This window comes from Leptospira perdikensis, from assembly GCF_004769575.1.
Taxonomy (GTDB): domain Bacteria; phylum Spirochaetota; class Leptospiria; order Leptospirales; family Leptospiraceae; genus Leptospira_A; species Leptospira_A perdikensis.
The window spans coordinates 144,270-156,694 of record NZ_RQGA01000019.1; the positions used below are offsets into that span (position 1 = coordinate 144,270).

Here is a 12,425-nt window from a genome sequence, read left to right on the forward strand (position 1 = left end):
TCAAACTGGGTCAAACCAAACGATTTAGAATTTGCAAAACTTGTCTCGCTTTCAAAAAAATACCCTCCTTACCTTTTCCCTTTTGGCGTTTGTCGCCTATGCTCCGTTATATTATTCAATTCGGAATGCGATCAAAAAAGAAACCTTACCGGTGACTTATGAATCATCTGAATCAGTTGCCTTTATTAGTTTAGGTGAATTTGAAATCGAAGGAAAAGAATCAGATCCGAAAACACTTCTTTTGCTTTCCGATCTGATTGATTTTGAATTCAATCAATTAACGGGTGCTGTGTATTTAGGAAAACAGACTTCCCTCTCGTCAGCCAAAAAGAACCGCTCACAATTTATTTTTTATGGAAGTTTCGAGTGGAGAGAGAATGGGATTTTTTTCATTCCTAAACTCAATTCCATCGAACAAAAGGCGACCTTCATGGGTAAGTCCATCTTTGTTCCCTACGAAGAAAGAGGAAAGTTAGTATCTTCCGTTTACCAATCTCTTTCTCATCTTTTGGATGAAACCATTCGTTTGCATCGTTTGCTAAAAAGATCTCCGGAATGGAAAATTCCCTCACAGGATGAGTTTCTTTCTGAATCAGAATTTGTTCGTTTGAGTGATTACAATCCTTACTTACCTCTTGACGAAAGGCTATCCATTCTTAAGTCTCTCGAATTCCCTTCTGAGTATTTGCAGTTTTTAAAGTTCCAATCCATTTTAGAAAAACGTTCGGAAGAATCTTTAAAAGAAGTTTGGCGAACAGCAGGTGGAAATCCGAATCTTTCGTCATACATAAAGTTCTCTATCGCCAAATACATTGCGGAGTATTATTTTGCAAAAAAAGAATTTGGTAAGGTTGTCGAGTTTGCTAATGCAGCGAGAAAAGAGAGAGAAGTTTCTAAGTCTGTATTCCATAGCGATTATGCTGATTGTATTTCTTTACTTGGGAAGGTTTTGGTTTTAGACGGCAAAAAAGAAGAAGCAGTTTATTATCTAACATCGGCTCGAAAACTTTATGAAACTTTGGGCCTTCTCCAAGACCCGTCTGCCATTGAAAATTCTTATTTTTATGGACTTCTTTTGTATGATTTATCTCAAACGGAACTAGCTTCTTATGAATTGTCTTCGATTCATGGCCAACTAAAAGATCCATTAGAACAAATTTATTTGGAATATAACTTAGCCAAGGTGTATTATGATTTAGGTCGTTACGATGCTGCTTTATCTTTGTTGCAGGACCAACGAAAATCGATTTTGGCTGAAGGTTTTCCCAATCATGATATCGCTTTGTATTCTTATAATTTATATGCAGCATCCTTATACAAATCAGGAAAATGGAGCATTGCAAAATCTGTTTGGGAATCACTCGTCAGTGCTAAATCAATTTATGGTATCGAAGAAAAACCATATCATCGTTATGCTTTATTCAATTTAGCTGTCCTTTCTAAACTAAAAAACAACCCAGAACAAACGGAAATCCTCTACAAACAATATGTAAGGTTGTCACCTTATGGTCAGATAGTTGACTTACCTTCAAAGGATCGTTTTGAAATCGGGAAACCTATTTATCCATATACCTGGGATGCCCAAATCCAAAATTCCTTTGTAGAAATGGAAGAAAAAACCATACGTTCTTATACGGGTCGTTATTTGTTTAATGGCCAAGATGAAGAGATTCGCGCCAGGACCTATGAAAATAGGCTCGAAGATACCAATCTCTTTTTGGATGATTTATTAAATACAAAAGCCTTTCTTTCTAAACCTATGTCAATCCTTCGGAAAACTTTGTTTGGTGACTTAAAGAGATTTGAAAAAGGAAATCAAATTGTCTTTTTTGATATTGGGCCTGCACTCAATCACCCAGAATATCCAGGTGTTACTTCTCTTGCCGTTGCCAAACACTTTTCAGGAATGGAAGTCGTATTATGGGAGTTACCTGGTGAGGTGGACTTATTTCTAAAAAAAGTAAAACCGGAACTAAAGGACCGTTTATACTCTTTCCCTAACATCCGAATTCTTTCTGCCGATGGAGTAGGTGAGTTTCAAACTTTATATTCCGATCCCAACAATTGGATTTTAAGGAATAGACCCGTTCCGAATTTAAAAGGAAAAACCATCATCATTCGTGCCGCTAACTCCATTGATATTTATGAACCTTATACAAAAATCCTTCCACATTTTCAAAATATTGGGAAAGAGTTAAAACCAAATCCGGTTCTGTATTTTTTCAACAGGAGTATCCTCTTAAAACCGGCAGGAACCGAAAAATTCATTTTGATTGGAAATCAATCCATCAGAGGTTTTCATCATAACTTTCAAAGTTTGGATCGGAATGGAGAACCTCCTTATTCCATCCTTCCCTTTACTGTCAGTGAGGAAATATAACCATGAATGTAGTTGAAACAGAATTTCTATTTTGTATTCTTTCTAGTTTCTTTTTATTTCATTCTCTTTCTCGGATAACAGATGAGTGGAAACGTAAAGATTTACTTTTTCAATGGACTGCCATCACTGCGGTTGGTTTTATAATTACGGAGTCTTTAACAAAATGGGGATTTCATTCCAATATTTGGAATTCAGATTCAATTTTTGCTTATATTACGAAAAGTAATCTAATACTTTTCCTTTCCTATTCATCCTTAGAAGAAAGGATATTCACACTAAAACCAATCCGTCGTATCTTTGTTTCTATCTTTTTATATTCTTTTTTTATTGGTGTTTTGTTTGGAACCCAATTCTTTCAAACTTCCATCCTTGTCCAAGATAATACTCTGATTTTACCCCTGGTCATTTCTCTTGGTGCCTTCGTTTGGACAAGGGAGATGTTCTGGACTGAGAAAAATGCCGATAATTTAATGTTAGCTGATGATACTTCACGTTTTGTTTATATCAATTTTCTGCCGGTAGCATTTTTAGTATTTTCTCCCTGGAAAGCGGATTGGAGTTTTTACAAACAGGTTGCAGCCCTCCTTATGTATGGGTTTTCTTCCCATGTCGGATTTCAATTGGTTTCCAAATTCAAAAGGGAAGTGGTTGGATTTGAGTCCGAAATTGGAATTTGGATCGGAGCTATTGCCTTCTCCACATGCCTTGGAACAGAAATTGTAGTGGTTCTCCCTTTAAGTATCCTTTCTGGAATCTTTGGAAGGCTTCTTTATTCCTATCTCTCTACTTTGTCTTGGTCAGAGTCTGGTATCCGGGGTGTGGTTTCCTTTCTTTACCCTTCCGTTTTGGGAATTTTCCTTCCCTTCCTGCTTCTGGAACCGGGTGGGTGGGTGCATTCACCCTATGTACTGTTAGGAGTCCAGGTCCTTTATTTTTTGAGTTTTTATTTGGCCGCCAGTCTTTGTTTTGGGATCATCCTTCTAAACAAACAAAAGTAAGATCAATTTTCTAAAAAACAATCGACAGTCGTTTTTTTCATGTCGATAGTAAGTCTGTGACCAAATCTTCGGATTCGAAATTCATCATTACGGATGATCCTTTTTTTGAAGGCAAAATAGCCGATTATTCCAAAAAAATCAAAGCCAAGATTTTGACCCTTTCCCAGTTGGATCAGATTGAATCCGACTCTAATGGCCATATCGCCAAAGTATTGTTCTATGTCTCTAGGCATGAATTGGAAGCCAAAGACAAAGAGATCCATCAATTCCTAAAGAACCATCCCACCATTATGTCGAACTTCATTGTTCGTGCCCCCATTGATTATACTGGTTATATTGCCCTTTCTATTGAAGAAGATCTATTTTTTACCAATGTTCCGGATGATGCTCCTCTTATCTTTTTAGTAAAGGCACTTGCCAATGCCTTTATGAGTCTCCAGATGGTAGTGGACAAATTCGAACTACAAAAACGGATCAATGTTTCTACGAACGAAATTTCCAAACTGACAAAAATTGGGATCAGCCTCGCAAACGAAAAAGATTTCACGAAACTGCTTCGTGATATTTTGAATTCTGCCCGTGAAATTTCTAATTCAGATTCGGGATCTTTGTATTTAGTAGAAAAAGATGAAAGAGGAAATCCTAGAAATTTAAGATTCAAAATTTCTGCTCTCGATTTGAGTTCAGACGAATTTATATTACCAATTAACAAAAAAAGTATCGCAGGTTACGTTGCTTTTACGGGGAAACAGTTAAATATTCCCAATGTGTACGAACTGTCCGGCGGTGAAGAATATAAATTTAACAGTGATTTTGATAAAATGAGTAATTATTATTCAAAATCAATGTTAGTTGTTCCTATGAAGGATCACCATGATGAAGTAGTCGGTGTTATCCAGCTCATCAATCGAAAGAAAAATTTTCAAACAAAACTAACTTTAGAGGAAATGAAAACCAACTCTATTTTGGAATATGATAAATATTCAGAAGAGTTGGTTATGGCAGTGGCTGGACAGGCGGCAGTTGCCATCCAAAACAATAATTTGGTTCATGATATAGAAACTTTGTTCGAAGGTTTTGTTACAGCCAGTGTTTCCGCCATTGAATCGAGAGATCCAACAACGTCAGGTCATTCCTTTCGTGTGGCACAGTATACTGTTGGTCTTGCGGAATCTGTAAGTGCGATACAAACCGGCCGATTTAAGGATATTTATTTTAACGAATCCCAAGTAAAAGAAATTCGTTATGCTTCTCTCCTTCATGACTTTGGTAAGGTCGGGGTTCGAGAAAAGGTTCTTGTTAAAGCCAAAAAACTAGAAGATTATGAATTAGATTTAATCCGTTGGCGTTTCCAATTTATTTTGAAGGATGTGGAAGCAAAACTTTCACAAAAGAAAATTGAATATCTAAAAAAACATGGTAACAACGGTTATCTGGAATTTGAAAAATCAATTCACCTCGAATATACTTTAGAAAAAGAAAAATTAGAAGAAATGGTGCGAGTGATTTCTGAATCCAATGAACCTTCTATTTTGGAAGAAGGTAATTCTAACTTTTTGGAAGAGATTTCTAAAATGAGTTATCATACAACTGACGGTAGCCAGTTGAATCTACTTATGCCAAAAGAATTTAGTTTTTTATCCATTCGTCGTGGTTCTTTGGACTTTGATGAAAGAAGGGAAATTGAATCTCATGTGGAACATACGTTTCAATTTTTATCCAAAATTCCATGGACTCGGGAATTAAAAATGGTTCCTGCCATCGCTCACGGCCATCACGAAAAATTAAATGGATCAGGTTATCCGAGAGGACTTTCTGCTGTGGAGATTCCCGTCCAGGCAAAGATGATGGCAATTGCAGATATCTTTGATGCACTGACAGACCAAGACAGGCCATACAAAAAAGCAGTGCCACTCGACCGTGCTTTTGACATTCTTAAAATGGAAGTGAGAGACCAACACATTGATGGGGATCTTTTGGATATCTTTATCGGAAGTAAAGCTTACGAAAGAATTCTACACAAAAGATAAAATCAGAACCCAATTATTTGTAACTTAACGTGGTAGTTATGTGAAATTTTCCTTCACTAGGGTTTCGAAATGATTTCCTCGTTCTTCAAAGTTCTTATACAAATCAAAACTGGCACCAGCTGGGGAAAAGATCACAGAAAGAGATGATTTTTCTTTGTTGTTAGCGGTTTCCATTGACGAATCTATTTTTGTTTTTAGATCTTTGACCAAAGAGGGTAAATCAGGAAAGTAACTGGCATTAAGTCCTGTTTTTTCAAATTCCGATTTCCATACATCCACCGCCTTTCCATAAACCCAAATCGGAACTTCCAATTGTTTCCATCTTTTGATAAACGGATCAACGGGTTCTGTTTTTGGGATTCCGCCGAGGATTAAAAAAAGTCTATCCTCTTTTTTGAATCCAGAAATTCCAGAAAGCATTGAGTGTAGGTTCGTGGATTTGGAATCATTGATAAACTGAATGTCTTTGTATTTTTTTTGGAATCCAGAACTATCCATTCGATTGAATCTATGAGGGAGCCCTTGAAAGGATTCGAATTGGTTTTGTATTTCTTTCCAATCCATATCCATTGTTTCCGCAAGGGCAATGGCAAAACATAAATTCATTAGATTGTGTTTTCCTTTCAGGGGAAACTTTGAAGTATCGTAGACATGATTTGGTGTATGGATCTGATTTGGTTCTAAACTAACAGAGTAGTTTTGATTTTCACCAATGAGTTGTAAGTTTGTATGATTGTCGGGCTCTACTATTAGAAATTGAAAAAAGTTTGGGTTTACGAAGGATTTGTGTTTTGGATTTTTTAAGTTTTGGATTTTCCACTTTGCTTCAGCGTAAGACTCCATAGTTTTATGTCTTTCTAAATGGTCTGAAGCCAAATTCAAAATTGCCGATGCCGTTATTTCTAAGTTAGGTGAATCGTCTAGTTGGTAACTGGAAAGTTCTAAAACTACTAAGTCCAAAGTTTCCAAACAAAAGGAAGTAAAGGGGACACCAATGTTTCCGCCCATTTTTGAATTCGGAAATTTGGATTTTAGAATGTGATAAGTGAGAGCTGTGGTGGTTGATTTACCATCTGTTCCTGTAATCCCAATAATTGGGCCTTTGTAAAAAACTCGTGCCAAAGTGATTTCACTTAAGGTTGGTATCTCTTTTCGTTTGGCAGCATCCAAGATGGGATGATCAGGAAGGATACCTGGACTTTTGATAATGCAGTCGATTCCTTCTAATGCTTTCTGTGGGTGATTGTCTGACAAAACTTCCGTATAGAATTGGGAGTTCGCTTTCTCTGGAAACTTGTCTGCCAGTATGCATATTTTTCCTTTTGCGGTTAATAGTTTGGCCGAGGAGTCCCCTGAGGATCCGCCACCTAAAATGAGGAATTTTTGCAATTTGTCTAGGTCGGAAGTCGATGGAATTGATTGAGAAAACATTGATTGACACTCCGCTAAAATACGATGATTTTGTAAAATCATATCAGGTTGGGTAAATCGGTGCTGAAACACGAAGTGAAAGACGGAAAACTAGTCGTTTATCTGGAAGGTCGATTGGACGTTTCTGTGGCAAATGAAGTGGAAGAGGGCCTTATGGAACTCATCGACAATGCAGGGCATAGAAAGGTTCTTTTGAATATGAAAGATGTTGAATACATGTCTTCCTCTGGATTCAGAGCTTGTATTTCCACTCTCCGCAAACTCAATTCGAAAGAGGGTTCGTTAAAAATCTCCAATATCAAACCTGCGGTCAAACGTATCTTTGATGTCATTGAACTTACATCACTTTTTGATATCTATGATTCAGAAGATGCTGCGTTAAAAGCGTTCTAAGCGGGTCCTTGAATCCAGTCTTACATAAGATAGTAGAGACCAAACACGAGGAAATCCTTCAGGGAAGGGGGAAGTCCCTTCCTCCTCGTAAGATTCCCGTGCGTCCTTGGGAATCTCACCTCAAAACCAATTCCATTTCAGTCATTGCCGAATGTAAAAAGGGAAGCCCAAGTTCAGGAATCCTTCGCCCTGACTACCATCCAGTCGAAATTGCCTCAATTTATGAGTCCTCGGGTGCCGCTGCAATCTCTGTCCTCACGGACTCTCAGTATTTTTTTGGATCCCTTTCGGATTTAACCTCGGTTGCAGAGGCTGTTGAAATTCCCGTGATTCGAAAGGACTTCATTTTGGATCCACTCCAAATTGATGAAGCCTATGCCTTTGGTGCTTCTGCCATTTTACTCATTGTCCGTATCCTTTCACCGAAAGATCTCACTTCCTTACACCAACATGCGAAAGGACTCGGCCTTTCTGTTCTTGTCGAAACACACAACAAAAACGAAGTAAAAACAGCACTTGATTCTGGAGCTACTACCATTGGTATCAATACCCGGGATTTAGATACATTTGAAATTCATAAAAATCTAATAGAAGACATTGCTTCGGAACTAGACAGTTCGATCATTCGTGTTGCTGAATCTGGAATTGAAAGTTATGCCGATTGGCAAAAATACAAAGGAATCGTTGATTCCATGTTAGTTGGTACTTATTTTATGAAAAGTAAAAATATAGCGAAAGACTTTCAGTCCCTTCTGTTCGGAAATTAGACCTCGAGATTTTTGATACATTCTAAGTAAATTCCTACTTTGTTTTGGATTGGATTTTGGGTGTTTCTCTCATTGTCCAGAAATTCCGAAAATAATTTCGCTTTTCTCCTATCGTCCTTCCGCTAATCTATCCGCATGAACTGGAAACAATCCTTTAAGGGATTCGTTTTATTCCTACTCTATATAGGAACTGCCAAACTGGGCATGGAATTCTTTTCTTTCCAACCAGTTAATTTGGCTGTCCTCTGGATTCCTTCCGGAATTGGACTGATTGGTTGTCTCTTCTTTGGATATCGCTATTTACCGGTTGTTTGGCTTGCAAGTTTTCTTGCGAATAAAGATGGTTTGATCAGCAGCCAACATGGACTGAGTTCTTTCGATTTGTATTTAAGTATTTGCCTGACGGCTGGGGTGGATACTCTTCAATCCGCATTGGCATATACTTTTTGGGTTCAAAAAATCCGTAAAAGCCTTAGTTCTGCAAAAGATAATTTTTACTTTGTAGCCTACGTTTGTTTTCTATCTAGTTTGATTTCTATTCTTTGTCTTGGTGGAATTTTATATTCCTTTGGGTATTTTTATAAACTAAATTTTCCTGAGATCGTTCGTACATTGATTGTGATTATCTTTGGAGATACCATAGGTATTTTTATCACAGTTCCTTTCTTTATGGCATGGAGAAAGTTTCGATTTGAGGATCTGTCGATTCGGCTCATTCTTTGGACTTTTACCTTTATATTTGTACAAGCAATTATTGTTTATCATTTCCCATACCTTTTCTTTTTATCTTTTTTGATTCTTATTTATTTGGGTTACCGATTTCAAATCCGAGGTGTTACGTTAGGAGTATTTCTATTGTATTTGTCAAGTATACTCATGACAAGAATGGGAGTAGGTCCATTTGTTTATCCTGGTGTATTTGATTCGTATATTTATTTGATTTCTTTTCTTATACCTTTTTCCATTTTATCCGAGTTCATCACCTTACAATACCAGCGCCTAATCGCTTATCGATTTGAATTGGAAAAAAAAGTTTTTGATCGAACAAAACTACTTAGAAAACAAGTTTTCGAAAAGAACAAAGCCATTGAAGCTTTACACACTTCAGAAAAATTACTCAGTGAGTCCAATCACACAAAGGATATATTTTTTTCTATCATTGCTCACGACTTAAGAAACCCACTTGGGGCTTTTAAACAACTGGCGGAGATCATGTATGAGGATTTTGATTCACATACTGACCTGGAAAAAAAAGATACCATATTTGAAATCCAAAACTCAGCATCTATGTTGTATGGACTTTTGGAACAACTTTTGGATTGGGCAAGGACCCAAACGGGAAATATGCCTTTCCGCCCAAAACAGGTGAACCTAATCAATCTGATCGCAAAGATCACCGAACAAATTGAATCTACTATCAAAAAGAAATCCATCCGTATCACTACCGAAATCCCACCGGAGTTGGCCTATGTATATGCTGATTCTGAAATGATTCAAGCTGTACTTCGGAATCTAATTACTAATTCAATTAAATTTACTAATGAAAATGGCGAAATTAAAGTTGTCGCCAAACAAGATGAAGATGGAGTCCGCGTTGAATGTCATGACAATGGAATTGGAATGGGAAGTTCTGATTTGGAAAAATTATTTCGAGTAGATGCGCAAGTAACGAGTATCGGTTTGGAAGGCGAAAAAGGAACTGGCCTTGGTTTGATTTTATGTAGTGAATTTATTAAATTACATGGTGGTGAAATCTGGGCCACAAGTGAAAAAGGAAAAGGAACTACCGTAAGTTTTCGTTTGCCAGACAAACGTTAGTTAATCGGTTTTTTGTGGAAGGAGAATTGTAAAAACTGTTTTTCCTGGTTTGGTTTCCAAATCTATGATGCCTTTATGTTTTTCTATGACTTGTTTGGTGATGTAAAGTCCAAGTCCCGTACCTTCCCCAATTGGTTTTGTTGTAAAAAAGGGATCAAAAATTTTTGATTCTACATCTTTCGGGATACCAGGACCGGAGTCTTCTATGGAAACGAAAACATAGAATTTTCCTTCGTTTTCTTTTTCCCCAATTTTGATTTTTAGGTTTCCTTTACCGTTCATGGATTGGATTGCATTTTGAATCATATTCGTCCAAACTTGGTTTAGCTCATCCGGATAACATTCGATTGGTGGAATTTCCTCAAACTCAGTGATGAGTTCAATTCCTCGTTTCATTGAACTTTCAAAAATGGTGAGAACCATATCCAATGAATCGGAAAGTATGATGGTTTGTTTTTCTCCCTTGGGGTCAAAATGTGTAAATTTCTTTAGAGACTCTGCAATTTTAATAGCACGGTTTGCTGCGATTCGAATAGTTTTTGTCCCTTGTAGGATTGAAACTACTCTTTCCGCGATTACAAAAAAAGAAGTTCCTTCATTGTTTGTGAGGACAGGGACCCAATCCTCTGGGATCTCCCGAATTCCCAACGATACAAACAAATCGGCTTTCGTTTCCACATCGGTTAATCCCAAACTTTCTAAATAATTAGTTAGATCGCGTTTGTTTTGTCTCATTTCTTTGGTGGGAATGAGTTCGTTTTGTGTTAAGGCAAGTTCAACTAACGATAAGAAAATGGGGAAAGTTTCCTTTGGGATGGGTTTAGTTTCTGGTAGGAGTCGGAAATGTTCAGTCATTCTTTCCGCAATGGCCGTACTCGAAGCGATGACTGCGCTTAGTGGAGAATTGATTTCATGTGCGACACTAGCAATCATCACTCCAAGAGAGGACATCTTTTCTGATTGAACCAATTGGTATTTAGCAGCTTTTAAATCGAGTTCGGCAGTTAATATTTCATTAGATATATGTTTCGATAAAAAGAGAGATTGGAAAAATACAAATAACAAAAGCCCGTAGGATAATACCATTGGCTCTGTTTTATTTAGTAAGGATAAGATGATATCGTTGCCGGCACAACCAATCAGTAGAATCGAAGATAATCCCAAATAAATATATCCATATCTTTTATCTTTAATATAACGAATGATTAGGTAGATGGCAATCGCTAATAGAAAGGTGAGAGCTGTTAGTACATAGAGATGGAGATAACTGATTAGATAAATTGGACCGAATACTGTATTGGCGACCGGTATCAGAATGATACCAGCCATTGTATGAATGAAATAACTTGATAAATATTCTTTAGTGAGACTATAAAAATAATATAGGCCTGCAATCGCTCCCGCATATTGGCTAAAGAAGTTGATGCGAAAGACGAGTTCGCTGGAATTTTCTCCTAAGATAAGAAATAACGATCTGGTCCCTGTTGCAAGGATTTGAAAAGCCATAATCTGACAAAATAAAAAGAGAAACAAAGATCCGATGATTCTACCACGAGTGAAAAAAACTCCTAATTGATAGAGGCCCAAAAAAAATAATCCGCCAACGATCAAAGATTGTTCGAATATTTCTTTGTCCCTTACCGTTGCAAGGTATTCACTTGTACCGAGTAGTGGAAGGAAACGAATTCCCCCTGCTTGATAAAAACGATTTCGAAGTAAAATAGAGATATGAATTGGTTCGTTCTTCGTTGGTAAAAGAACGGTTTGCATAGGTCTGCGATCAAAACCATCCTCTTTTCCGTGAATGTTTCCAATGGACCCCATCAAAATTCCATTCTGATATATTTCACAATCAGAAAATATGACATTAAAATCTAGACTTAAGGTTGTTGGTTCTTTAGGAGGAATGATTGTAAAAAAATAACTTCCAATTCCAAATCCCATAAATGAGTCATCGTTGTTTGAGTTATAAGAGTTCCAATGCGGTGTATCGGGAATGGTGACAAGGATTGTATCTGAGTTTTCTGTTACGTCCAATCTACCTGGTGTGAACTTCCATTCACCAGCGAGTGGAATTACCGGTTTTTGGGAAAAGGAATGATTGGATAGGTTAAGAACTCCTAGTTTCAGTTTTGGGGATTCTGTTTTCAGATTCGTACACGAATGAATGGAAAACCAAATCAAAAAGAGAGTAGATAAAGTATAAAATGGTTTCATTGTTTCTTTCGTTTCTACTCATATACGAAATTAATCAGGGATAGAATCGACCATTAACTAACTCTATTTCCCAAAAGGGTCAAGTTTATTTTTAAGTTACACAGTGTTCATAAAATTAAATTGAGGTTTAGCTGAAGAATGAATCGAAACTTTTCGACAACCAAACGGATGTTTGGCTGCTTTGAAGAGGTGCCGAAATTTGGTCAAAAACAGAGTTCGTTTTTATCTTTTATAAGGAGGGCTTTTTTCGATTCATCTAGAAAACAAAGAAAACTTTCCTGATTTTTACGTTAGAGAAGTGCGAAAAAAAGAAATCATTTCGAGGTAATTTTTATAAAAGATGATTGACTGTGAGTGTACATTCCCAATGATGGTGAAACGGTGATTGAGT

At 37.0% G+C, this 12,425-nt stretch carries 8 protein-coding genes; 6 read left to right on the plus strand and 2 right to left on the minus strand.

Annotated elements, in window-relative coordinates; all coding sequences use genetic code 11:
• The first annotated feature begins 40 nt into the window (after positions 1-40).
• From EHQ49_RS18425 to EHQ49_RS18435, 3 genes are read left to right on the plus strand one after another with little or no spacing between them, the layout of a single operon-like run.
• Positions 41-2,380 (plus strand): tetratricopeptide repeat protein, encoded by a 2,340-nt coding sequence (locus tag EHQ49_RS18425; RefSeq protein ID WP_208732250.1) that lies wholly within the window; start codon positions 41-43, stop codon positions 2,378-2,380.
• 2 nt (positions 2,381-2,382) lie between these two features.
• Positions 2,383-3,378, plus strand: a complete 996-nt coding sequence (locus tag EHQ49_RS18430; RefSeq protein WP_135581441.1) for a hypothetical protein — start codon at positions 2,383-2,385, stop codon at positions 3,376-3,378.
• Positions 3,379-3,434: 56 nt separating this feature from the next.
• Positions 3,435-5,408, plus strand: coding sequence for an HD family phosphohydrolase (locus EHQ49_RS18435; RefSeq protein WP_135581443.1), 1,974 nt, complete (start codon positions 3,435-3,437; stop codon positions 5,406-5,408).
• Positions 5,409-5,444: 36 nt separating this feature from the next.
• On the opposite strand, the gene murD is transcribed toward EHQ49_RS18435, so the two are convergent.
• A complete protein-coding gene (gene murD / locus EHQ49_RS18440; RefSeq protein WP_135581445.1) occupies positions 5,445-6,839 on the minus strand; it encodes a UDP-N-acetylmuramoyl-L-alanine--D-glutamate ligase in 1,395 nt (464 codons plus the stop codon).
• Between the two features lie 60 nt (positions 6,840-6,899).
• Here murD and EHQ49_RS18445 point away from each other — a divergent pair, with 60 nt between their 5' ends.
• The 3 genes from EHQ49_RS18445 to EHQ49_RS18455 all read left to right on the plus strand — a co-directional run bounded on the left by EHQ49_RS18445 (position 6,900) and on the right by EHQ49_RS18455 (position 9,817).
• Positions 6,900-7,232, plus strand: a complete 333-nt coding sequence (locus tag EHQ49_RS18445) for an STAS domain-containing protein (protein WP_002971981.1) — start codon at positions 6,900-6,902, stop codon at positions 7,230-7,232.
• Positions 7,233-7,240: 8 nt separating this feature from the next.
• Complete coding sequence (locus tag EHQ49_RS18450) at positions 7,241-7,999, plus strand: beta/alpha barrel domain-containing protein (RefSeq protein WP_135581447.1); 759 nt, start codon at positions 7,241-7,243, stop codon at positions 7,997-7,999.
• Between the two features lie 135 nt (positions 8,000-8,134).
• Positions 8,135-9,817: a sensor histidine kinase gene (locus EHQ49_RS18455; protein WP_135581449.1), complete on the plus strand. Its 1,683-nt coding sequence runs from the start codon at positions 8,135-8,137 to the stop codon at positions 9,815-9,817.
• On the opposite strand, the gene EHQ49_RS18460 is transcribed toward EHQ49_RS18455, so the two are convergent.
• Positions 9,818-12,034: an ATP-binding protein gene (locus EHQ49_RS18460; RefSeq protein WP_135581451.1), complete on the minus strand. Its 2,217-nt coding sequence runs from the start codon at positions 12,032-12,034 to the stop codon at positions 9,818-9,820.
• Between the last annotated feature and the right edge of the window lie 391 nt (positions 12,035-12,425).